This is a genomic window from Salinimicrobium tongyeongense (genome assembly GCF_026109735.1).
GTDB lineage: Bacteria > Bacteroidota > Bacteroidia > Flavobacteriales > Flavobacteriaceae > Salinimicrobium > Salinimicrobium tongyeongense.
In genome coordinates, this window is record NZ_CP069620.1 from 2,789,796 (window position 1) to 2,813,356 (window position 23,561).

Annotated in this window: 22 protein-coding genes; 11 read left to right on the top strand and 11 right to left on the bottom strand. The window is 44.0% G+C overall.

Annotation, left to right across the window (positions count from 1 at the left end; translation table 11 throughout):
* Positions 1–84: 84 nt before the first annotated feature.
* Genes JRG66_RS12395 through JRG66_RS12405 form a run of 3 tightly spaced genes read right to left on the bottom strand, consistent with a single transcriptional unit; the run spans position 85 to position 2,228 of the window.
* Positions 85–432 (bottom strand): carboxymuconolactone decarboxylase family protein, encoded by a 348-nt coding sequence (locus tag JRG66_RS12395; RefSeq protein ID WP_265163082.1) that lies wholly within the window; start codon positions 430–432, stop codon positions 85–87.
* Positions 429–1,262, bottom strand: coding sequence for a twin-arginine translocase subunit TatC (gene tatC / locus JRG66_RS12400; protein WP_265163083.1), 834 nt, complete (start codon positions 1,260–1,262; stop codon positions 429–431). The genes JRG66_RS12395 and tatC overlap by 4 nt, the downstream gene beginning before the upstream one ends.
* Complete coding sequence (locus JRG66_RS12405) at positions 1,263–2,228, bottom strand: KpsF/GutQ family sugar-phosphate isomerase (protein ID WP_265163084.1); 966 nt, start codon at positions 2,226–2,228, stop codon at positions 1,263–1,265.
* Between the two features lie 84 nt (positions 2,229–2,312).
* On the opposite strand from JRG66_RS12405, the gene JRG66_RS12410 reads away from it, so the two are divergent.
* The gene (locus JRG66_RS12410) at positions 2,313–4,514 is read left to right on the top strand and encodes a RecQ family ATP-dependent DNA helicase (protein WP_265163085.1); all 2,202 of its coding nucleotides are present in this window, start codon (positions 2,313–2,315) and stop codon (positions 4,512–4,514) included.
* A gap of 239 nt (positions 4,515–4,753) precedes the next feature.
* Complete coding sequence (locus JRG66_RS12415) at positions 4,754–5,686, top strand: peptidylprolyl isomerase (protein ID WP_265163086.1); 933 nt, start codon at positions 4,754–4,756, stop codon at positions 5,684–5,686.
* Between the two features lie 127 nt (positions 5,687–5,813).
* Here JRG66_RS12415 and JRG66_RS12420 read toward each other — a convergent pair whose 3' ends face one another.
* Positions 5,814–6,449 carry a peroxiredoxin gene (locus JRG66_RS12420; protein WP_265163087.1) on the bottom strand — a complete coding sequence of 212 codons (636 nt, stop codon included), beginning with the start codon at positions 6,447–6,449 and terminating at the stop codon, positions 5,814–5,816.
* A gap of 220 nt (positions 6,450–6,669) precedes the next feature.
* Positions 6,670–7,239: a thioredoxin family protein gene (locus tag JRG66_RS12425; protein ID WP_265163088.1), complete on the bottom strand. Its 570-nt coding sequence runs from the start codon at positions 7,237–7,239 to the stop codon at positions 6,670–6,672.
* 89 nt (positions 7,240–7,328) lie between these two features.
* Here JRG66_RS12425 and JRG66_RS12430 point away from each other — a divergent pair, with 89 nt between their 5' ends.
* The 4 genes from JRG66_RS12430 to JRG66_RS12445 all read left to right on the top strand — a co-directional run bounded on the left by JRG66_RS12430 (position 7,329) and on the right by JRG66_RS12445 (position 10,833).
* Complete coding sequence (locus JRG66_RS12430) at positions 7,329–7,787, top strand: Mpo1 family 2-hydroxy fatty acid dioxygenase (protein WP_265163089.1); 459 nt, start codon at positions 7,329–7,331, stop codon at positions 7,785–7,787.
* Between the two features lie 144 nt (positions 7,788–7,931).
* On the top strand, positions 7,932–8,270 hold the full coding sequence (locus tag JRG66_RS12435) for a tRNA-binding protein (RefSeq protein WP_265163090.1): 339 nt from the start codon (positions 7,932–7,934) through the stop codon (positions 8,268–8,270).
* A 28-nt stretch (positions 8,271–8,298) separates the two neighbouring features.
* The gene (locus tag JRG66_RS12440) at positions 8,299–8,595 is read left to right on the top strand and encodes a hypothetical protein (RefSeq protein ID WP_265163091.1); all 297 of its coding nucleotides are present in this window, start codon (positions 8,299–8,301) and stop codon (positions 8,593–8,595) included.
* Between the two features lie 54 nt (positions 8,596–8,649).
* Positions 8,650–10,833, top strand: a complete 2,184-nt coding sequence (locus JRG66_RS12445) for a TonB-dependent receptor (RefSeq protein WP_265163092.1) — start codon at positions 8,650–8,652, stop codon at positions 10,831–10,833.
* Between the two features lie 287 nt (positions 10,834–11,120).
* Here JRG66_RS12445 and JRG66_RS12450 read toward each other — a convergent pair whose 3' ends face one another.
* From JRG66_RS12450 to JRG66_RS12460, 3 genes are all read right to left on the bottom strand, one after another.
* Positions 11,121–13,634 (bottom strand): M14 family metallopeptidase, encoded by a 2,514-nt coding sequence (locus JRG66_RS12450; protein ID WP_265163093.1) that lies wholly within the window; start codon positions 13,632–13,634, stop codon positions 11,121–11,123.
* Between the two features lie 81 nt (positions 13,635–13,715).
* On the bottom strand, positions 13,716–14,105 hold the full coding sequence (locus tag JRG66_RS12455; protein WP_265163094.1) for a PUR family DNA/RNA-binding protein: 390 nt from the start codon (positions 14,103–14,105) through the stop codon (positions 13,716–13,718).
* Positions 14,106–14,180: 75 nt separating this feature from the next.
* Entirely contained in the window at positions 14,181–15,938 is a 1,758-nt protein-coding gene (locus tag JRG66_RS12460; RefSeq protein ID WP_265163095.1) for an ABC transporter ATP-binding protein, read from the bottom strand.
* Between the two features lie 128 nt (positions 15,939–16,066).
* On the opposite strand from JRG66_RS12460, the gene JRG66_RS12465 reads away from it, so the two are divergent.
* From JRG66_RS12465 to yajC, 4 genes are all read left to right on the top strand, one after another.
* Complete coding sequence (locus JRG66_RS12465) at positions 16,067–17,164, top strand: Glu/Leu/Phe/Val family dehydrogenase (protein WP_265163096.1); 1,098 nt, start codon at positions 16,067–16,069, stop codon at positions 17,162–17,164.
* A gap of 87 nt (positions 17,165–17,251) precedes the next feature.
* Positions 17,252–18,190, top strand: a complete 939-nt coding sequence (nusB, locus tag JRG66_RS12470; protein ID WP_265163097.1) for a transcription antitermination factor NusB — start codon at positions 17,252–17,254, stop codon at positions 18,188–18,190.
* A gap of 49 nt (positions 18,191–18,239) precedes the next feature.
* Entirely contained in the window at positions 18,240–18,692 is a 453-nt protein-coding gene (locus tag JRG66_RS12475; RefSeq protein WP_265163098.1) for a DUF1573 domain-containing protein, read from the top strand.
* Positions 18,693–18,719: 27 nt separating this feature from the next.
* Positions 18,720–19,013 (top strand): preprotein translocase subunit YajC, encoded by a 294-nt coding sequence (gene yajC, locus JRG66_RS12480; RefSeq protein WP_265163099.1) that lies wholly within the window; start codon positions 18,720–18,722, stop codon positions 19,011–19,013.
* 412 nt (positions 19,014–19,425) lie between these two features.
* Here yajC and JRG66_RS12485 read toward each other — a convergent pair whose 3' ends face one another.
* From JRG66_RS12485 to JRG66_RS12495, 3 genes are all read right to left on the bottom strand, one after another.
* Positions 19,426–20,166, bottom strand: coding sequence for a DUF4369 domain-containing protein (locus JRG66_RS12485; RefSeq protein WP_265163100.1), 741 nt, complete (start codon positions 20,164–20,166; stop codon positions 19,426–19,428).
* 55 nt (positions 20,167–20,221) lie between these two features.
* Positions 20,222–21,487 carry a DUF819 family protein gene (locus tag JRG66_RS12490; protein WP_265163101.1) on the bottom strand — a complete coding sequence of 422 codons (1,266 nt, stop codon included), beginning with the start codon at positions 21,485–21,487 and terminating at the stop codon, positions 20,222–20,224.
* Between the two features lie 62 nt (positions 21,488–21,549).
* Positions 21,550–22,362, bottom strand: coding sequence for a Cof-type HAD-IIB family hydrolase (locus JRG66_RS12495; RefSeq protein WP_265163102.1), 813 nt, complete (start codon positions 22,360–22,362; stop codon positions 21,550–21,552).
* Between the two features lie 171 nt (positions 22,363–22,533).
* Between JRG66_RS12495 and JRG66_RS12500 the strand changes: the two genes are divergently transcribed.
* A complete protein-coding gene (locus JRG66_RS12500) occupies positions 22,534–23,313 on the top strand; it encodes a S1/P1 nuclease (protein ID WP_265163103.1) in 780 nt (259 codons plus the stop codon).
* The last annotated feature ends 248 nt before the right edge of the window (positions 23,314–23,561 follow it).

Genomic DNA, 23,561 nt, shown 5'->3' on the forward strand with positions numbered 1-23,561 from the left:
TAGTGTACAGTGGGCGAAGAGTAGCTGCTCTCACTCCAATATTGTACTACTTTAAACTTTAAACCTTGAACTTTGAACCTGGAACTAGCTTTGAGCTTCCAACTCCTCCCAAAATTCGTATGCCCTTCTTAGGTGCGGGATCACGATGGTTCCGCCTACCAGGGTTGCAATGCTGAGGGCTTCCATCACTTCATCTTTAGACAAGCCTTCTTTGTAGCTGGTTTCAAGATGGTATTTGATACAATCGTCGCAGCGCAATACTGCCGAGGCCACCAATCCCAGCAGCTCTTTGGTCTTTACATCAAGTGCGCCCGGGGCGTAAGCATTGGTGTCAAGGTTAAAAATGCGTTTTATAACTTTATTGTTGTCGCCAAGAATCTTGTCATTCATTTTTTGGCGATATTCATTGAATTCTTCTACCTGATTTTTCATGGCTGTTGTTTTTTTAGTTTTCTGGCTTCATTTCTTGTGACAATCCTGGAAATTATGATGCTTACTTCGTAAAGTATCAACACCGGAATAGCTACTATTACCTGACTCAAAATGTCGGGTGGGGTTATTATTGCTGAAAGTATCAGTACAATTACCAGGGCAAACTTGCGATACTTCCGAAGAAATTGTGGGGTTACCAGGCCTATTTTTGTAAGGAAGTAGATAATAATGGGTAGCTCAAAGATGAGGCCGCAGGCTACAACCGAAGATCGCACCAGGCTTATGTAACTTCCAATGTCAAATTCGTTAAGCACTACCTCACTTACCTGGTATTTTCCGAGGAAATTAATAGAGAGTGGGGTTACAAGGTAATATCCAAAGAGCACCCCCATAAAGAACAACACCGAGGAGATGAAAATGAAGCCCCTTGCGGTATTTCTTTCATTGGCGTACATGGCCGGGGAGATAAATTTCCAGAACTCGTAGATGATATACGGGAATGCAATGATGAACCCGGCTGTGATCGAGGTCCATACGTGGGCAGAGAACTGCCCGCCCATGGTTCTTGACTGAATGGTAAATGGCATGTCTTCAAAACAAAACCCGCCTTCGAGCCCCACAAAAGTAGAGAGGCGACAAAGGATATCATAGGTAAAGAAATTGGCACTGGTGGGGCCAAAGAGCAGGGTGTCAAAAATGAAGCCTTTGGCCAGGAAAGCTGCAGTGCCTGCAATCACTACTGCCAAAGTGGCCCTGATGAGGTGCCAGCGCAGCTCTTCCAGGTGATCCAAAAATGACATTTCATCGGCAGTTTTTTCTACTTTTGCCATCTAAATAATTCCTTCCCTTATTAAGTTGTGCAAATGCACCACCCCGTAATATTTTTCGTCTTTTACAGCCAAAAGCTGTGATATTTTGTTGTCTTCGAGCACATCAAGCGCATCTACAGCCATAGCATCGCTCTCTATGGTCTTGGGGTTAGGGCTCATTATATCTTTAGCCGTTAACCCGGCAATGTTTGTGCTTTTTTGAAGCATCCTCCTTATGTCACCGTCAGTCACTATACCGGTAATTTTGTCATCCTCAAGAACAGCAGTGACACCGAGCATTTTTTCAGAAATTTCAATGATCACCTGCGGCACGGGAGTGTTTGGAGTAACCGCGGGTTTTTGATTCTGGTCTGCAATATCGCTCACCCTTAAATAAAGCTTTTTTCCCAAAGCCCCTCCCGGATGGTATTTTGCGAAATCCTGACTTGAGAATTCCCTAAGGTTCAGCAAACAAACCGCCAGCGCATCGCCAATTACCAGTTGAGCAGTGGTGCTGGTGGTAGGTGCGAGGTTGTTGGGACAGGCTTCTTTTTCCACAAAAGAATTCAGGATAAAATCGGCTTGTTTTCCCAAAAATGAATCCTTATTTCCTGTTATGGCCACAAGGGTATTTCCGAAGTTCTTAATGAGGGGAACCAGCACTTTTATTTCGGGGGTATTCCCGCTTTTTGAGATGCAAATCACCACATCGTCCTGAAGGATAGACCCTAAGTCGCCGTGTATTGCATCGGCGGCATGCATGAAAACGGCGGGTGTGCCTGTAGAATTCAGCGTGGCAACGATCTTTGTTGCTATGGCGGCGCTTTTTCCAATTCCGGTAATTATGACTCTGCCTTTTGAATTATATACTGCCTGTACAGCTTTAGCAAAATTTTGGTCTAATAATTGCTCTAAATTTGCTATAGCTTTGGCTTCAGTTAAAATGGTTTCTCTGGCAACAGAGAGTATTTTTTCTTGAGGTGTCAAATTTGTAGAGTTAGAAATTGTATGGAGTAAAGAAAAACGTATCTTTATTTGATGCAAATGTATGTAAAATTGTAACACAATTGAATGACTTCGCAGGAAATCAATTTACACGAACAACTTAAGAAATACTTTGGTTTTAGCCAGTTTAAGGGCCTCCAGGAGGAGGTAATAAAAAGTATAGTTAATGACCATAACACCTTTGTGGTAATGCCTACCGGAGGTGGAAAATCTTTATGTTATCAATTGCCGGCCCTAATTAAAGACGGCACTGCAATTGTGGTTTCTCCTTTAATTGCGTTAATGAAGAACCAGGTAGATGCCATTCGCGGAATTTCTTCGGAAAATGGTATCGCCCACGTTTTAAATTCAAGTCTTAACAAGACCGAAGTAAAACAGGTGAAGGAGGACATTACCAACGGAACTACAAAACTTCTTTATGTCGCCCCCGAATCCCTCACCAAAGAAGAGAATGTTGAATTTCTACGCAGCGTAAAAATTTCATTCCTTGCTATTGATGAGGCACATTGTATTAGTGAATGGGGTCACGATTTCAGGCCCGAGTACAGGAACCTGAGGCATATTGTGAAGCGAATTGGGGATGATATTCCTATTATTGGCCTAACGGCTACGGCTACGCCCAAGGTGCAGGAAGATATCCTGAAGAACCTGGGAATTACAGACGCCCGCACTTTTAAGGCTTCTTTTAACCGCCCTAACCTTTATTACGAGATACGCCCTAAGACCAAGAATGTAGATGCCGATATTATCAGGTTCATAAAACAGAACCAGGGGAAATCGGGAATTATTTACTGCCTTAGCCGTAAAAGGGTAGAAGAACTGGCTCAAACCCTGCAGGTGAACGGTATTTCGGCTGTTCCGTATCACGCAGGCCTGGATGCCAAGACCCGTTCGCGGCATCAGGATATGTTCCTGATGGAAGAAGTAGACGTGGTGGTGGCCACTATTGCCTTTGGAATGGGAATTGACAAGCCCGATGTTCGTTTCGTGATACATCACGACATCCCAAAAAGTATAGAAAGTTACTATCAGGAGACCGGGCGTGCCGGGAGGGATGGTGGTGAAGGCCACTGTCTCGCATTCTACTCCTATAAAGATATTGAGAAGCTCGAAAAATTCATGAGCGGGAAACCGGTAGCCGAGCAGGAAATTGGCCAGGCCCTTTTGCAGGAGGTCGTGGCTTTTGCCGAAACTTCGGTATCCAGGAGAAAATTCATTCTGCACTACTTCGGTGAAGATTTTGATGAAAAGACCGGCGAAGGAGCCGATATGGATGACAACGTGCGCAATCCAAAAAAACAGCACGAAGCTAAAGCTGAAGTAGAACTTTTGTTGCGAACGGTTAAAGAAACCAAACAGCTTTACAAGTCCAAAGAGGTGGTAAATACCCTCGTTGGAAAATCTAATGCTGTTATTAAGTCACATAGAACCGATGAACATGAGCTCTTCGGGAAAGGTGCCGGTAAAGATGATAAATACTGGATGGCTTTGCTACGACAGGTTCTTGTTGGCGGATACCTTCGGAAAGATATCGAAACCTATGGCGTGGTGAAGCTCACTGAAAAAGGTGAGGATTTCCTGAAAAAGCCTGGTTCTTTCATGATGACCGAAGATCATATCTATGAAGTTGACGGAAATGACGGAATAGTTTCCGCAGCAAAATCGGGCGGAGGTACAGATGAAGAACTGCTTAAAATGCTGAAGGATTTAAGGAAGAAGATCGCTAAAGATCTAAGCCTGCCCACGCATTTAATATTCCAGGATCCTTCTTTGGAAGACATGGCTTTAAAATATCCTGTTTCTGTTGAAGAACTTGGAAATATACACGGGGTAGGGGAAGGAAAAAAGTCTAAACCTTACAGCAAAAAGTTCGTGGAGCTTATAGCCAGGTACGTTGATGAAAATGACATTACCCGACCTGATGACCTGGTGGTGAAAACCACGGGATCAAACAGCGGGTTGAAATTGTACATCATCCAAAACGTAGACCGCAAACTTCCGCTTGATGATATAGCAGCAGCTAAAGGTATGGAGATGCACGATTTCATCAAAGAGATGGAAGCCATTGTCTACAGTGGTACCAAGCTGAACATCAATTACTGGATTGACGAGATTCTAGATGAAGATCAGCAGGAAGAGATCCATGAATATTTCATCGATGCCCAAACCGATAAGATTGAAGAAGCCTTAGATGAATTTGACGGTGATTACGACGAAGAAGAATTGAGACTCTACAGGATCAAATTCATCAGCGAAGTAGCCAATTAAAAGATAAAGGGCTAAGGAATAATGAATAACAGCCGGAGCGAAAGTTTCGGCTTTTTTGTTCCTCTATATGGGCCGCGAATCCATTATTTTTTTAATCATCTGTAAAAATCCGCGGGATCAAGCGGGAGACATCTTATTCCATTCCTTAACATTCTCCCAATTCTCCTTCGTTTTGTTATTCATTAATCATTAAACCTTATTCATTTCTTTATCTTTGCATTTTAACTTAAAGCAAAGACATGAACGACGGATTATACGCTAAACTCCACACCACAAGAGGAGAGATAACCATAAGACTGGAGCACGAGAAAACCCCCGGCACTGTTGGGAATTTTGTGGGCCTGGCTGAAGGGAAACTGGAAAATGAGGCTAAACCTCAAGGTAAACCTTATTATGACGGACTCAAATTTCACAGGGTGATCCCCGATTTTATGATCCAGGGAGGTGACCCTAAAGGTAGCGGCGCCGGAGGACCTGGATATCAGTTTGAAGATGAGATACATCCCGATCTTAAGCACGACCGTCCCGGGATCCTGTCAATGGCCAATGCAGGCCCGGGAACCAACGGGAGCCAGTTCTTTATTACTCATGTGCCCACACCCTGGTTAGACGGGAAACATACTGTTTTTGGACATGTGGTTGAGGGGCAGGATGTGGTAGATGCCGTGAAACAAGGTGATACCATAGAAAAAATTGAGATCATCAGGGAAGGTGAATCGGCTAAGAGTTTTAATGCAGTAGAATCTTTCCGGCTGTTCAATGGTGCAAAAGCCGAAAGAGAAGCAGCAGCTAAAAAGCAGCAGGAAGAACTTATGGGTGAACTGGCTCAGGGCTTCGAAAAAACCAGTAGCGGACTTCGTTATAAGATGATCGCTGAAGGTAATGGCAAAAAAGCTGAAAAAGGAAAGACGGTTTCTGTACACTATAAAGGAATGTTGGCAGACGGAACGGTCTTCGATTCTTCGTACAAAAGAAAACAACCAATTGAATTTCCATTGGGGAAAGGCCATGTAATTGAAGGATGGGACGAAGGAATTCAACTTCTGAAGGAAGGAGATCAGGCCCGGTTTGTTATTCCTTCGCAACTTGGCTATGGCTCCCGTGGTGCCGGCGGAGTAATTCCTCCAAACGCCACCCTTATCTTTGACGTAGAGCTTGTAAAGGTGAAGTAAAATTTTGATTTCAATTCAATAAAAAAACCTCAGTACCCATGTGGGAGCTGAGGTTTTTTTATGTTAGACGTTAGACTTTAAAAGTTCATTTAGCAATTACACTATACACTATACAATATACAATTTCCTATTCCGGTTGTGGTGTCATCCTCAGGTAAGGTTTCACTTCTTTAAAACCTTTAGGGAATAACTTTTTGGCTTCCTCGTTATTTACTGAAGGGCTTATCACAACATCTTCTCCCGATTTCCAATTGGCGGGGGTTGCTACTTTCTTATAAGCGGTAAGCTGCAGCGAATCTATCACTCTTAACAGCTCATCAAAATTCCTTCCGGTACTGGCAGGATAAGTGATCATTAACTTTATCGTCTTATCAGGTGCAATAACATAGACCGAACGTACTGTAAGTGTGTTATCGGCATTGGGGTGGATCATATCATAAAGATCGGCTACCTTTCGGTCTTCATCAGCAATGATGGGGAAGTTTACCGTGGTGTTTTGAGTTTCATTGATATCTTTGATCCAGTCTTTGTGGGATTCCACGCCGTCTACGCTAAGTGCCATCACCTTCACGTTGCGCTTTTCAAATTCATCTCTATATTTTGCTGCTGCCCCCAGTTCGGTGGTACATACAGGCGTATAATCGGCAGGATGGGAAAACAGGATTCCCCAGCTGTCACCAAGAAAATCGTAGAAGTTGATCTTTCCTTCCGAAGTTTCGGCATCAAAGTTTGGTGCCTTGTCTCCAAGTCTTAATGTGCTCATTTTCAACTGTGTTTTATGTGAATAAAAGAGAGATAAAATTAAGGAATAATGATCTTTAAAATTTCTTTTGCCGTTAAAAATGAGTTAATCTTTTAGCTGTAGACTTCAGAAGATATTAGATATTAGATATTAGATATTAGATTTGAGATTTGAGATTTGAGACATTGTTCCCAATAAATATTCAATATTCAATATTCAATAAAAAAATATTCTTCAGTCCTCATTCCTTCGGAGTGTATTTCCACTTGATAGAGCAGCCAACACTTGGTTTTTGTGGGCCGGGAACAGGGCGACTGCCTAAAAGGGCATCCAAAGCCTCTCTTAATTCCCTGCCGTTTACCGAAAGGCCATTCCCGGGCCGGGAGCTGTCCAGTTGTCCGTGGTACACCAGTCTTTGCTCCCCGTCAAAAAGGTAAAAATCTGGGGTGCATTCGGCTTTGTAATTTCGGGCTACTTCCTGGGTGCGGTCGTAGAGGTAAGGGAAAGTAAAATTGTGTTTTCGGGCGAATTGCCACATGAGATCTGGATGATCTTCCGGAACTTTCTCTACATCGTTACTGCAAATTGCAGCAAACCCGAAACCAAGAACCCTGTAGTCATTGGCAACCCGCACAATCTCATCTACCACATGCTTCACATAAGGGCAGTGGTTGCAAAGGAACATGATCACAGTTCCTCTTTCTCCCTGCACATCGGTAAGGGAATAGAGATTTGCCGTGACAGCATCGGGCAATTCAAAATCTATAAGCCGGGTTCCCAGCGGTAAAGTATTTGAAGCGGTTTCGGCCATTTGTTTAGGTGCGTTTATGTGCTGAAAATACAAATTTTTGGCTATATATTTTTAAAATTCCTATCTTGGTTCTACTTCAACACCATTTTATGCGCACTTTAGATCAATGGTTTGCCGAATATGCCGTAAGCCACCAGAATAAGACCAATCAGCTCATACATTACATCTGTGTACCCGCAATTTTCTTTTCAATAGTGGGGCTGGTAATGAGCATTCCGCCGGGGCCTCTCACACAAATTTTCCCAATGTATATTCCCTTCCTGGAGAATTGGGCAGTGGTGGTGTTGATCCTGGTTTTGCTGTTTTACTTCAGGCTTTCCATAAGTATGGGTTTCAAGGTGCTAATCTTTGCAGCATTTTGCATTGCCGGGAATTATTATATTTCTCTTGTGGCCCCCTTGTGGCTGGTCTCTCTTATAATTTTTGCGCTTGCGTGGATGGGCCAGTTCTACGGACATAAAATAGAGGGCAAAAAACCCTCATTTTTGAAAGATATCCAGTTTTTGCTCATAGGTCCTGCATGGGTGATCAGGAAAATATTTGGATAATTGAAGTTAGACTTTAGAAGTACGAAATTAGAAGTTTCTGAATCCGTAATTTTGAATCTTGACTCCCGATGGCGCGTATTTGGAATCCGCAACGCGGATGAAAGCAGAAATGAACCACAAACCACAAACCACAAACCAAAAACAATGAACCACCTCTCCTGGAACGACTTTGAAAAAGTAGAAATGCGTGTTGGAACCATTACTGAAGTTTCAGATTTTCCCGAAGCCAGGAAACCGGCCTATCAACTCAAGATCGATTTTGGGCCCGGGATAGGAATCAAGAAAACTTCAGCGCAAATCACCAAACGCTATTTAAAAGAAGATCTTTTGAACCGGCAGATCGTGGCTGTGGTCAATTTTCCGAAGAAACAAATCGCCAGCTTTATGAGCGAATGCCTGGTGCTGGGCGCAGTGGGAAAAGAGAACGATATTGTGCTGCTTCAACCCGACTTTAAAGTGGAAAACGGGCTGAGAATTGGATGATCCTGCTCCAGTTTTATACCTTAGCGGCATGAAAATCCTGGTCGTTTTCCTGTCTCTCCTCATACTTGTGCTAAGCGGGTTTCCCTGCTGTGCCGATGATTGCAGTGAGAAAGCCATTTCTGAACAACAGGAACCGGGCGATCCCGGCGATGAGCTTTGTTCTCCTTTTTTAAATTGCGGCACCTGTAACGCCGTAGTGCTCCCGGAAGAGCCTTCAGAAATGCCATTTTTGGAACCGGTGTCGGCCAGTGTAACCCGAGAGGCAGTAGAAAGACCAGCCTTCGAATTTTCTTTCCGCATCTGGCAGCCGCCAAGATCCTGCTAAATATCTTTTCACGGGAATTTTTCCCAAAAGCTATTTCTAAATTAAATTTCAAGAATGAAACAACATATCCTTTTGTTGCTGGGCCTGCTTTTTTGCGGACTGGCAGCAAACGCACAGCATGTGCTAAAAATTAAAGTAATTGACGCCGAAACCCATCAGCCGCTTTACGGGGCCAACGCATCGGTACAGGGCACCAGTATTGGAGCCACTGCAAATGAAGAAGGCGTGATTAGCCTTGGGGATGTTCCTGATGGGATCCAGGTGATCCTGGTAAGTTATATAGGTTTTGCCACCCAGCAACTCAGTATGGAATTCCCTTTGGCCGAAGAAAAATTGATTAGTGTTGAGCTTTCTCCTGAAGGCGAACACATGGAGGAGGTGATCATCTCGGCTACCCGTTCCCGCCGTACCATTGCTGATCTTCCAACCCGGGTGGAGGTGATCTCGGGCGAAGAACTTGGCGAAAAGGGCAACATGAAGCCGGGAGATATCCGCATGCTGCTCAATGAAACCACGGGGATACAGACCCAGCAAACATCGGCAACTTCCTATAATTCCAGTATCCGCATCCAGGGGCTTGACGGGAAATATACACAGCTCCTTAAAGACGGCTATCCCTTGTATTCAGGTTTTTCGGGAGGCTTGAGTCTGCTGCAAATCGTGCCGCTAGACCTGCAACAGGTGGAGGTGGTGAAAGGCGCTTCGTCAACCCTGTATGGCGGCGGCGCGATTGCGGGGCTTGTGAACCTGGTGTCAAAAACGCCGGGAGAGGAGCGGGAGATCAACTTCCTGCTTAACGGAACTTCAGCCCTGGGGCTCGATGTAAGTGGTTTCTATTCCGATACCTTCGGAAAGTTTGGAACTACTGTTTTTGCTTCTTACAACTACAGCGACCCCTACGATCCTGCCGATATAGGCCTTACCGCCATTCCTGAAGTGAATCGGGTTACCGTGAATCCGAAGCTGTTTTATTACCCTTCCAAAAATGCCACTTTAGAGCTGGGTGTCAATACTGTTATTGAAGAAAGAACGGGCGGAAATATCGCCTTTTTGGAAGGTGGGGAGGTTGCAGATCCTTACTTTGAAAGAAACAATACAGAACGTGTCACTACCCGCGCCGGCTTTACCCAGCTTTATGAGAATGGCCATTCTTTGATGGTCAAAAACAGCTTCAGCTTTTTTGAGCGGAAGATAGAAATACCCGATTTCACTTTTTCGGGAGACCAGCTGGCTTCTTTCAGCGAAGTGGCTTATAACTTCGGAAACCAGGACTTTGAATGGGTGGCAGGACTGAATTTGGTTTCCGATAAATTTACTCAGGATCCTTTAGCGGCTTCCGAAGTGGTAGATTACAACCACATTACCTACGGCGCATTTCTTCAGAACAACTGGCGTATCTCAAATAGGTTTAGCCTGGAGAGCGGGTTGAGGACAGATTACCAGAATGAGTACGGCTGGTTTGTGCTGCCCCGACTTTCTGCTATGGTCGAATTTTCGGATGCCTGGACAGCAAGGCTTGGCGGCGGACTCGGCTATAAAACCCCTACCATCTTTACTGAAGATGCCGAAAGGATACAGTTTAGAAATGTAATGCCTATTGATGTTTCTGAAACTGAAGCCGAAAGATCTTTTGGAGCAAACTTCGACATTAATTATCGCACCAAGATTTTTGAGGTGATCGATTTTAGCCTTAATACGCTGTTTTTCTATACCAGGGTGAACGATCCGCTTATTTTGGGGCAAACTTTCAGCAATACTCCAACTCCGGTTTATGAGTATCGCCAGCCTGAAGGTTACCTGGATACCCAAGGTATGGAAGCGAATTTTAGATTCAAATATGGGAATTTTAAACTCTTCACAGGTTACACTCTTGCCGATGTAAATGAGCATTATTTTGGAGAGACCTATGAGGCGCCACTTGTGGCACAACACCGGATGAACAATGTGCTGGTGTATGAGCTCCATGAAAAACTGGTGATTGGCCTGGAAAGCTATTACTTCGGAGAGCAGAAGCTGGAAGGCGGTTTGACCGGGCAGGATTACTGGATCTTTGGATTAATGACCGAGAAGAAATGGGAGAATTTTTCAATCTTCCTGAACTTCGAGAATTTCACCGACACCCGCCAAACCCGATTTGACAGCATTTACACCGGCTCCATATCTGATCCGCAGTTCCGGGACATTTATGCCCCTGTAGACGGATTTGTAGTGAATGGCGGGGTGAAGATCAATCTATAAACTTAGAAGTGCGAATTTAGAGATACGAAGTGAGAAAATAGGAAAAACTGCTAAAGGTTAACTTGTTCCCTTTCATCAACAGATCAGCTTCTCTTCTGTTAGGAGAGGCTGGGGAGTGTGATGAGAGCTCACAATAATTAAATTGCCTCCGGCTTTAGCCGGAGGAATAGAAGAGAAAAATGATAAAGGGCTTTAGCCCAAAAATGAAAGAGGTTCCAAAAATGGCATTTTTGGAACCTCTTTTTATAGAAAATCTAATATCTCAGATCTCAGATCTCAAATCTATTTTACATCTCATCCCCAAAGAAAATAGCGTTCATGAGCAGCTTATTGGTACCATACCAGAAGGCCCTGAAGTTGGTGTTGTCTGTAAACAAAATGACATTTCCTCTTCCGAGTGACTTGTGCTTGAAGGGAACAGTTCCCGGGAGGAGTTCGAGGTTTTCTTCACTTATATATCCACTTAAAAGAGGTTTTTCAGAATAAATAAGCGGATTTTTATATGAAGTAGAATCGGCTTCAATGAAAATTGTGGTATCTCTAAAAAGGGCGATTTTGTCATCTTTATATCCAAAATTGATGGGGTGCGAGCGGTCCTGCTCTGCCTCAAAAATGGCCCCGCCAATGCCCTGGGCACCTCTAAAATCCCTGCGCTGCTCAAAAGTGACATTTTTGGCCTGCACTTTATTTTCTTTGAATTCGAGGTCAAGAAACTCATTTTTGTCCAGCCAGGTTGCGGCATTCTTATATCCTATAAGGGTTCCGCCGTTGCGAACCCATTCTTTTAATTGGTCGGCTTCATCTTTACCTACAGCACTTCCCCAGGAATTGGGAAGAATAATATCGGTATAGCGGCTAAGATCGTTTCGGGAAAAATTCTTGAGATCGAGTTTGGTGATCTTCATATCGTAGCGCTCATCAAAAAGGTGCCAAATCTCACCTGCATCGTATGGGGTAATGCCTTCGCCAACCACAATGGCGACCTGTTGAGGTTCTAGCGCTCTAAACTGGTTGCTGCCAAGGTTTATCCCGGCTGTGAGGCCTGTACTAACCGCCGAAATATTCACATGAGCATCTTTAGCGACCTCTTTTAAGAAGTCGTAGATCTCATCTGAATTCATTTTCTGGTTTTGTGCCGGTACCATTATGGTTCCATAGTCATACTTTTTGTTCCCAACATTGAATGGTTGCATGGCCACTTTTGCCCTTAAGCCTTTGTTCAGGATTTGATTGAGAGCTTTTGGAGCTTCGTAAGCATGCCACTCCATAAGATAGGCGTACTCACTTTTCTCCGGAAGGCCTACCGCAGGTCTTGTAAGGCTGTCAATCTTTTGCCCAGCCACGTTCATTTTGGCTTCATCTGTAAAATCGAGATTGAATGCCAGCGGGAAAGACCAGGCCGAAATATCATAAAAAAGGCTGTCTTCAAACCGGGTTCTTCGCTCAAACATAGCTTCGAGAAGCCTTTGGTGTTTCTGCTCTTTCGGCACCACGTAGCTGCTTTCAGGAATAAAAGTTTTTCCGTTTCTGCTGAATTTTTCCTGCAGCTCGTGCACTTCAATTTTGTGACGTTTCAGGATTTCGGCTAAGTGATAAGCTGAAGATGCATCTTTGCTGTTTCCGAAGACATACGCTCCTTTTTCGGCTTCCCTGCGGGCGTTCTGGTAAAAGTTGCGTTGGTAGTCAAGCAGCTTTACCCGCATTTCTTTGGCAGCTTTTAATGTGGAAAGCGCAGCAGTGAACTGGTTGCGGATGGTGAAAGGAAAGGTGAGGATCCCGTTATCGGTTTCCTGGGCGTGGCCGCGGGAACTTCCCTGTTCAAAAAGTATCCCTACGCTTCCCTGAATATCGGGGAAAGTAGAACCTTTTCCGTAGTAAAAGTCGTCGTAATTTTCTTCAGTATAATAAAGCGAGCCAATATCGTCAAGGGCTGCCGCGTGGTAAGTTCCTATTTCCCGGGTGAGTTCCTGGTTGAGATCGGGGGTTAAAGGATGGGTGCGTGACGGAATTCCCGGCTGAAAAAAGAAAGAGGAATTCGATCCCATTTCGTGGTGGTCTGTGAGCACATTGGGGTACCATTTGTGAAAGGTCTTTATCCTGGCCTGGCTTTCGGGGAGCTGCACCGGCAGCCAGTCGCGGTTCATGTCAAACCAGTAGTGGTTGGTACGGCCGCCGGGCCAGGTTTCATCGTATTCCCTGTCCTGCGGATCGGGGTTGATATTTGCACTTTTGTTGGTGTTTACCCACGAAGCAAACCTTTGCAGCCCATCGGGGTTAAACACCGGATCAAAAAGGATAACCGTATTATTGAGCAGTTCTTCAATTTCGGGCCCTTCGGCAGCGGCGAGGTAGTAGGCAGCGAGAATGGCTGCATTGGCGCCACTGGCTTCATTTCCGTGGATTGAAAAGCCCTGGTTGACGACCACGGGCATTTCAGCAATATCCATATTTTCTGATCCGGGTTCGGTAAGCGCTAGATGTTGTTGACGAATTTCCTCAATATTTTTATGATTTTCTTCCGAAGTAATGGTGAGCAGCACCAAAGGCCTTTTTTCATAGGTAAAACCCCTGTTTTCAATGCTTATCCTTGGGGAGGTTTGGGCCAGGAAGTGCATGTAGACCAGGATTTGATCATGGCTGGCATGCCACTCGCCGGGGACGAAATCGAGCACCTCCTGTGGCGTGGGAATTGCAGGGTTATAAGTGATATTTTGGGGCAGGTAATAAGAAAGATCGAGCTCTTCCTGCGCTAAGGTTTGAAAGCTGATAAGGGCGAAAAAGGCAACAATAAAGATTCTCATAAATGACATTTTTGACACCCCAAGATAAAAAAACCGTCCAGGTTTTGCCGGGACGGTTTTGAATTGGAGTATATTTTTTACCTATATATCGTCAAAACTAATATCTGTAAAAGCAGCGGCAGATGGAGCTGCGGCCGTTTCAACCTTCTTTTGCTCATCTTCTTCGTATTCTTTCTTGAAGTTCTTTTGATGACGTTCACTAATTACTTCTTCCCCTTTTTCGTCAAGAATAAAGTCTGTCATCTCCTGAAGGATCTCATTAAAACCGGCGAAATCTTCTTTGTAAAGGTAGATCTTGTGCTTCTTGTAGTGGAAAGATCCGTCTTCATTGGTGAATTTTTTACTCTCGGTAATCGTCAGGTAGTAATCGTTTGCCTTAGTCGCCCTAACATCAAAGAAATAGGTGCGTCTTCCGGCTCTCAAGACCTTGGAAAAAATCTCTTCTTTTTCAATCGTTCCATTGTCGCTCATAATCAAATAATCTTTTACGGTTTGTAAATCATAGGTTCAAAAATCTAAAAAAAATTAACATTCCGCAACAAATTTTTACATTTCTTTTTCACTCAGTTGTTTCAGATACAGCTCGCGATAATAACCTTCAGCTTCAATAAGTTGCTGGTGAGAACCGCGCTGGGTGATCTTGCCGTCTTCGAGAATGATGATCTTATCGGCATTTTTGACCGAGGAGATCCTGTGGCTCACGATTATTGTGGTCTTGTTTTTGCTGATTTTGAAGAGGTTGTTCAAAATTTCTTCTTCGGTCTCTGTGTCTACTGCGGAAAGGGAATCGTCAAAAAGAAGGATCTTTGGGTCGTGAACAATGGCCCGGGCAATAGAAACACGCTGTTTTTGCCCGCCAGAAAGGGTGATGCCCCGTTCTCCCAGCACGGTGTCGTAACCTTTGCTGAAGCCTTCAATATTCTTGTGAACTGCGGCATTTTTAGCAGCTGCTATAATCTCTTCTTCGGTGGCATCGGCCTTACCGAATTTGATGTTGTTCTTTATCGAATCACTGAACAAAAAGGCATCCTGCGGCACATAACCAATGCTCTTTCGCAGCTCCCTTAGGTTCATGCTTTCAATGTTCTTTCCGTCTATGGTGATCTCGCCCTGCTCTACGTCATACAAGCGCCCAATGAGCTCCAGGATGGTAGATTTCCCCGATCCTGTTTTGCCAATAATGGCAAGGGTTTCTCCGCTTTCCACCTCAAAAGAGACATTTTTGAGGGCTGTTATGTTGGTATCTTCATACATAAAAGTGACATTTTTGAAAGCGATGGCACCCTGCACGTCTTCGGGTTCGTTAGAAGGGTTTTGAATTTGCGGCACCTCGTTTAAAAATTCATTGATCCTTTTTTGGGAAGCCGCTGCCTGCTGCACAATGGAGGTTACCCAGCCCACGGTGGCCACCGGCCAGGTGAGCATGTTCACGTAAAGCAGGAATTCCACGATCACCCCCAGCTCCTGAATTTCTCCCGTGATAAACTTCCTGCCGCCAATGTAGATCACCAGGATGTTGCTGGCGCCAATGAGCAGGATCATGAGGGGGAAAAAGAAAGCCTGTACCTTTACCAGGTCAATGTTCTTTTCTTTATTCTCGTTTGAAAGCGTTACAAAAGAGCTGTTGGTTTGGGGTTCGAGGCCGTAGGATTTTATTACTGAAATTCCGCTGAAACTCTCCTGGGTAAAGGTGTTGAGCTTTGATAAATACTGCTGTACAATGGTGCTTCGCTTGTTTATGGCAACACTTAGTTTGTAAATGGCAAATGAAAGTATGGGCAGGGGAATGATCACGTAGAGCGTGAGCTCGGGCGCCTGCAGGAACATGTACGGGATCACCACGATGAACAAGATCCCGGTTTGAATGCTGTACATAAAAGCCGGACCCGCGTACATGCGCACTTTGGAAACGTCTTCACTAATCCTGTTCATAAGGTCTCCCGTGCGGTTCTTTTTGTAAAAGTTCAGCGACAGGTCCTGGTATTTCCGGTAAACCTCATTTTTTAAATCGTATTCAATATGCCTGGAAACCACAATAATGGCCTGCCTCATTAAAAATGTGAACAAAGCCGCCATTAAGGTGGCTCCTAAAATAAGGAGGATGTTGTTCATAAGCTCGGTGCGCAAGACAGCTTCCGAAGTAATTTCCCCGTTCACATATTGTTCTATGGCAGTGGTAGACTCTCCAATAAAGCGGGGAGTGAGAATGGCAAACACGCGCGCCAGGATGGTGATAAAGATCCCCACGATGAGGTGCCATTTGTATTTGTAAAAGTATTTGTTTAAATGTTTCAGTTCTTTCATAGGGCTGCACCGGCTGAATTTTTCGATTTTACATTTTTGTTGAAGAACAAGGTTTGTAAAATGAAATATTATTTATTTTTGCTTCGAAATATTTCGAATAATGAAATTCATTCTAAATTATTAAACTAATGAAAGTGGATGTTCTAAAGGCAAATGAACTTAAAAAAGCCGCTCCGGTCTTTGGGCAGCTTTCCTTTGATGACCATGAACAAGTGGTTTTTTGCAACGACAAAGATACAGGTTTAAAGGCAATAATCGGAATTCACAATACAGTTTTGGGGCCTGCCCTTGGGGGTACCCGTATGTGGAATTACAGCAGTGAATGGGATGCGCTTAATGATGTGCTTCGTCTTTCGCGAGGCATGACTTTTAAAAGTGCCGTTACCGGGCTTAACCTTGGAGGCGGTAAGGCCGTGATCATTGGCGATGCCAAAACCCAAAAGACGCCCGAGTTGATGAGGAAGTTTGGAGAGTTTGTGAATTCTTTAGGCGGAAAATACATCACTGCTGAAGATGTGGGCATGGAAACTGCCGATATGGATACCGTACGCGAGGTAACCCCTTATGTTACGGGTATCTCTGAAGCTAAAGGTGGTGCCGGTAACCCTTCTCCTGTGACAGCTTACGGGGTGTATATGGGAATGAAAGCGGCAGCAAAGTTTAGATATGGAAGCGATGATTTACAGGGTAGATCTGTTCTTGTACAGGGAATAGGCCACGTAGGTGAAGCCCTGGTAGATTATCTGGCTAAGGAAGGTGCAAATGTGGTTATAAGTGATATTAATCAGCAGAAATTAACTGAAGTTCGGGATCGCTATAACGCAACCATCTATGGTGGTGATGATGTGTATGGTGCAGATGTTGATATCTACGCCCCCTGTGCCCTGGGAGCTACAATAAACGACCAGACTATTGAGAGGTTCAAGGCCTCAATTATTGCAGGAGCTGCAAACAACCAGCTGGCCGATGATGCAAAGCACGGGCTCATTCTTAGGGAAAAGGGGATTGTGTATGCGCCCGATTTTCTTATCAACGCCGGAGGTATCATCAATGTTTATGCTGAACTTGAGGGCTACGGAAGAAAAGAGATCATGGAGAAGACGCAGAATATCTACAACACGACCCTTGAGATCCTGGATGCAGCCGAAGCTAACAACATCTCTACGCACGAAGCTGCTCTTAAGGTGGCACAGCAAAGAATCAGCGACAGAAAAAATCGCAAATAACCCCAGTGATTTTTTAATTAAATAGTATTTTTGCCGGGCGAAAGGAAAAAACCTTTCGCCCTAATTTTTTAAAGTTCTTTTACAGCTATGTTGACCAGAAGACATATCAGGGTTAAAGTAATGCAGTCTCTGTATGCCTATTCCCAGAGCGAAAATGACAACCTGAAGACAGAAGAGAAGTTTCTGCTCAAGAGTATGGATGAGATGTACGATCTTTATCTTTTACTGTTAGATTTAATCGTGGAAATTAAAGACCATGCCGAAGATTACCTTGAAAAGGCTCAGCAAAAACACCTGCCTTCTGAAGAAGATGTAGACCCCAACCGCAAGTTCGTCAACAATGAGTTGATCGCGCAGCTTAAGCAAAACAGGTCGCTCAATATAGCCCTAGAAGGCCGAAAGCTCAATAACTGGAAGAACGACGACGAATACGTTGAAATTTTGTGGTCTGAGATCAGGAATAGTGATCTTTACAAAAACTACATGGCTACCCGCACTTCCAGTTTCAAAGAAGACAAAGAATTTGGCATAGCCATCTTCAGGGAGATCATTGCACCAAACGACAAGCTTTACGATTATCTCGAAGATAAAAAGATCACCTGGGTTGATGACCTTCCACTGGTGAATACAGCCATTGTAAAAATGCTTCAGAAAGCATCGGCAGGAAAAGACCAGGCTTTAACCAGGCTTTTTAAAAGTTCAGATGACCGCGATTATGCCGTGGAGCTCTTCAGAAAAACTTTGCTTAATGACACCAGCCTGGCCAAAGAAATGGAAGGCAAGACGCCCAATTGGGACAAAGAAAGGATAGCCGATCTGGATACTATCCTCATTAAAATGGCCATCTGTGAGTTCCTGAAATTCCCGTCTATCCCGGTAAAGGTTACTATTAACGAATATTTAGAAATTGCCAAGGAATACAGTACTCCTAAAAGTAGTATTTTTATTAACGGAGTTCTTGATAAGTTATCTAAGGAATACAGTGAGAACAGTAAGCTCAATAAAATGGGCAGAGGCCTTATGTAGTCCTGCAAAATTTTTTAATTTTATCCACTTTAACTATAAATTGTAAATCATGAAAAAAGGAATTTTTTTACTGGCATTAATTGCTGCGTTCAATTTCACTTCCTGTAAGGACAATGCATCTGATAAGGTTCAGGCAGAGAACGTAGAAGAAGCAGCACTGCGCGATTCACAGGATGTTGTTTATCCTGAACTCACTTTTGAGCAAACAGAGCATGACTTTGGAACCATCGCACAGGGAACTAACGTAGAACACACTTTTACCTTTACCAATACCGGGAAAGCACCCCTTGTGATCACAAACGCTTCCAGCTCTTGTGGATGTACAGTTCCTACCTGGACAAAAGAACCTATCGCTCCGGGAGAAACAGGAGAAATGCTTGTTAAGTTCAACGGTAGCGGTCAAAACCAGGTTACAAAAACAGTAAATATCACAGCTAATACCGAAGCCGGGAAAGAGCAAATTAAAATCAAAGCTTTTGTAGAGCCTAAGGCACAGTCTTAAGCATAACCAAGAGCAAGAAAACCATCTATGGATCAATTAGCCCAGTTTGCCCCAATTATTTTAATGTTCATTGTGGTGTATTTTTTTATGATACGTCCCCAAATGAACCGTGCCAAGAAAGAAAAACAATTTTCTTCTGAACTTAAAAGAGGAGACAGAGTTGTTACAAAAAGCGGAATGCACGGTAAAATAGTTGATTTTAGCGATAAGCTTAATGCAGTAATAATAGAAACCGGAGCCGGAAAGATCACTTTTGACCGCTCTTCCATTTCAATGGAAATGAGTCAGAAGCTCAACGAACCCGCGAAGGAAACAAAATAATTCCATCAGGAATTAAAATCAAAAAGCTCCTGTGCAGCAGCACAGGAGCTTTTTTTGCTCTAAACTTAAGCCCGCTTAACTAAAATTTTTCTGAAATGGCTGAAGGTGATTGGATTGAACTCTGCGAGTCAGCACAAGGTGGTTTTGTTAATGCTGCTGCTCTTGAAGCCTCACAACATTAGCTTCGAAAAATGGCATTTTTGAAAGGTATTTCAGGCTTTTACCTGGATCTTGCAGCATGGGTATTTCAGAAAAAATAAGTGGGGCAGGGGCTTCTGAGAGGATTTTTACACGCCTGGGAAGCGGGAACAAAAAAAGCTGTCTAAAAAACCCTGCAACGTCATTCTGAAATTTCAGCAGGACGAAAAAATTTGGGTTTTAAAGACAGCCTTTATTTTTTAGCTGAAGTATTTTAAGCCTGGGAAGCTGAATCTTCTTCAGCTTTTTTCTCCAGTTCCCTGCGCTCCTTCAAAAACTCCTCCAGACTTTTTCCGTAGAGGGATTCTTTTACTTCGGGGGTAAGGGATTTGTAAATAGTGTCGAGGTATTTGATGTTGGCATCGTACACTTCAGAAATAGCGAGGTAAGGCGCTATTTCAAGATCTTTGTTGTTAATCGCAAAGTTTACGGTAAACAGGTACTTCCTTCTTAGCAGCTGGTCATATTCAGCATTGGCCGAGTCTAGAGACGCAGCGTTCTCTTCCTGCTGCGCGATGATGCTCTCCTGGATAAGTTCAAGGTTACGGCTGTTAAACCTGCTCATCATCTTCTGGTACTCCATAAGCTTCTTTTGGTTCTCAGACCCTTCAATAATGGCATCTGCTTCAAATTGCTTAAGAGTGGTATTGATGATCATCTCCCCGGGTTCAGCAAAGAACATTACCCGGTCATCGTAAATGTTGTTGTCTTTTTTGTTGAGGTACAGGTACAGTATCTGGGGGCTCTCAATGGAAGCTTCAAAGGCAAAAGTCTCATTTCCCGTCATTGCTACGGAATCCAGGGTGACCAGGCTGGTGTCCTGAACCTTTTGCAGGTAGAGGGTTCCTTTTTTAAGCCCCTGGACTTTCCCGGTGATGCTGAGGTTTTTTTCTTCTTCAGAAGAACAGGCTGCCAGTAAAAGAGTGGCAAGCACTAATAATGCTATTTTTTTCATTTAAATCAGGTGTAATAGAATGTGCGCAAATATGCTAAAAATATCTTTTTGTCACTTAGCTTCCGGCAGCGATCTGCATTAAAATGGTACTCAAAATAGCCCCGTAAGTTCCCACTACATATCCAAAGACAGCCAGTAGTACCCCTACGGTTGCCAGAGAAGGGTGAAAGGCGGCCGCAACTACGGGCGCAGATGCCGCTCCCCCTACGTTTGCCTGGCTTCCCACGGCCAGGAAGAAGTAAGGAGCTTTGATGAGTTTGGCCACAAGGATAAGCAGGCCGGCGTGGATTCCCATCCAAATTAGCCCTATCCCAATAAGCCCCGGATTGTCAAAAACCATGGTGAGGTCCATTTTCATACCAATGGTGGCCACAAGGAAATAGATAAAAACACTTCCCAGTTTACTTGCCCCTGCACCTTCATATTCTTTTGCGCGGGTAAAGGAAAGCATAATACCAATGGCGGTTGCAATACTAATCATCCAGAAAAAGGAAGATGCAAAAGAAGATAAAGCCGATTTATTATCCCTAAAGGCTTCAAAGTTAGATGACAGTAAACCTGCAATTCCATCGGCGCTCCAGTGGGCAAATCCAACTGCACCAAAAGCCAGTGCCAGCATGATCATAAGGTCTGGGAGCGAAGGATTGCGGGTAACACTTTCGGCGTAGGCGGTCACTTTTTTCTTCAGGCTTTCTATAGCCGAATTATCGGCACGCAGCCAATTATCGATCTTGTCACTTTTGCCAATTCCCATTAGGAGTATGGCCATCCAGAGGTTGGCCACCACAATATCAACCAGCACCATTCCGCCGTAAAGGTCGGGGTTGTATTCAAAAATTTCGAGCATGGCTGCCTGGTTGGCACCACCTCCAATCCAGCTTCCGGCCAGGGTGGAGAGCCCCCTCCAAACTGCATCGGGGCCAACGCCTCCCACAGTTTCGGGCGAGAAGGCAGAGATGATAAGTATGGCAATAGGTCCGCCAATGATGATCCCTATGGTTCCTGTAAAGAACATGATGAGTGCTTTTGGGCCCAGGTTAAAAATGGCTTTGAGGTCGATGCTCAAAGTCATTAAAACCAGAGAAGCCGGCAGTAAATAACGGCTTGCCACAAAGTACAGATTGGAAGTTTCGTCTGAAATTATGTTCAGGGAGTTGAGTATGGCCGGGATGAGGTAACACATCAACAGTGCCGGCACCACTTTGTAGAATTTATACCAGAAACCTTCTTTTTTGGAAGAAGTGAGGAATACAAAACCTAATGACAGCATTAGAAGCCCTAAGACTATGGCATCATTGGTAAAAATGGGAAGATTGTCCATAAATTGCCTTTAAAAAGGTGGCAAAATACGACTTTTAGAAGTGTCTTAAAAATTATTAAAAATTAGTTAAGCTTAAATATTTCCTGCAGGCTTTTGGCCACCCCGTCTTCAGTATTATGATGGGTTACCTGCCGTGCAATTTCAAGGATTTCGGGTTTGGCATTTCCTACTGCAATTCCCATTCCGGCTGCCTTCAGCATTTCAAAATCGTTAAAATTGTCTCCAAAAGCAATGGTTTCTTCCAAAGAATAATGGAAATGAGTTTTTAGCAGGTAATTCACCGCCGTAAGCTTTGAAACTTCTTTGTTGGTAACTTCCAGATAGGTGTCTTTAGACCGGTACAGGTGCAACCGGTCATTATACCTCTCAAAAAGGTGCTTTTCAACCGCATTTATTTTTTCGGCCGTCCCCATGCACATGATCTTGTGAGCTCCTGTTTTGGCGGGTTCCCAGGCTTTAAGCACATCGTTTATGGGTTTGACCTGCGGCGTTACCCGGGTATTGTTTTCTTCCCTTTTTGCCCATTCATCCATTTGCGGCACATACCAGTCGGTGCCGTTGTAGAGGCTAAGGTGGCATGCTGTGTTTTGGTTGAAATTGTGGAGGTCATCAATAATTTTCCACGGAATTTCTTTAGAGCCCAGAGGTTTCCCGTTTATATAGATAAGGGCGCCGTTATAGCAAATGAGGGGTTGGTGAGCAATATTCAATTCTTCCTGAAGGTGTGTCATGGCCTGGGGCATTCGGGAAGAAATAAGCACAACCGGAAGGTCTTCAGGGAGTTTTCCAAAGACCTCGAGGGTGAGTTGCGATAATTTTCGGTCTTTGTTCAGCAGGGTTCCGTCAATATCGGAAAAGATGATCTTATATTTCATTCTGTATAAAAAATACGACAGCCGGGGCTGAAGGTGTGGGCTTGTAAAAGTAGTATTTCCGCATAGTCTTTACAAGCTTTCCAAAAATGGCAAATTGGGGCAGGATTTTTGAAGAAGACTCAAATAGTAACCGCCTTTTTCTATCTTTACACACCCAAAAATTCAACTTATATGAAAATTTATTTACTTGTTACTGCCTTTCTTTTTTCCAGTTTTAGTTTTGCTTCCGAAAATGATTGGGGGAGAACGGGACACCGTGCTACGGGAGAAGTGGCAGAGCAGCATTTGAGCAAAAAAGCCAAAGCCAAGGTGCGGGAGCTGCTAGACGGGATGAACCTGGCTTTTGTGTCTACTTATGGTGATGATATTAAGAGCGACCCGGCCTATCGCAAATACAGTCCGTGGCATTATGTAAACCTTGAGCCGGGAGAGACAGCCTATACCAAAGAAAAGGCCAATCCCGAAGGAGACCTGGTGCAGGGAATTAATACTGCCATTTCAGTTTTAAAAGATAAGAAGGCCTCTAAGGAAGAAAAAGAATTCCACCTGAAGTTGCTCGTACACTGGTTAGGAGATTTACACCAGCCTATGCACGCCGGGCGTGGTGAAGATAAAGGCGGAAACGACATACAGGTAAGATGGTTTGGAAGCGGTTCAAACCTTCACCGGGTTTGGGACAGCGAAATGATCAATGACTTTGACATGAGCTATACCGAACTTGCCCATAATACCGACAGGCTGTCAAAGGAAGAGATCAGCAGGATTCAGGAAGGTTCTGTGCTGGACTGGATGTATGAGTCAAAAGAACTTGCCAACAGGGTTTATGATTCGGTTGAGGTAGGCGAGAAGCTGGGCTACCAGTACATGTACGAGTGGTTTCCAGTGGTTCATGACCAGATCCAGAAAGGCGGTATAAGGCTGGCAGCGATACTAAACGATATCTATAAATAAGACTTTGCCGCATTAGACAGGGGCTGTCTTGAAAGTTATTTCAGTTTTTTCTGAAGTTAAGTTATCACCTGAAATCTTAAAATTCTGATGATAGCTTCAGCTAAACCGGAATCTGCTTTTAAGGCAGCTTTTTTTATGCATAAAACTTCCGAAGTAAAGCTTTAACAGAGTTTTAATATTTTTAAGAAATATTTTGAAATCTGTTGCATAAGATGCTAAAAATAAATAATTTGGCTCTCCCCCATTTA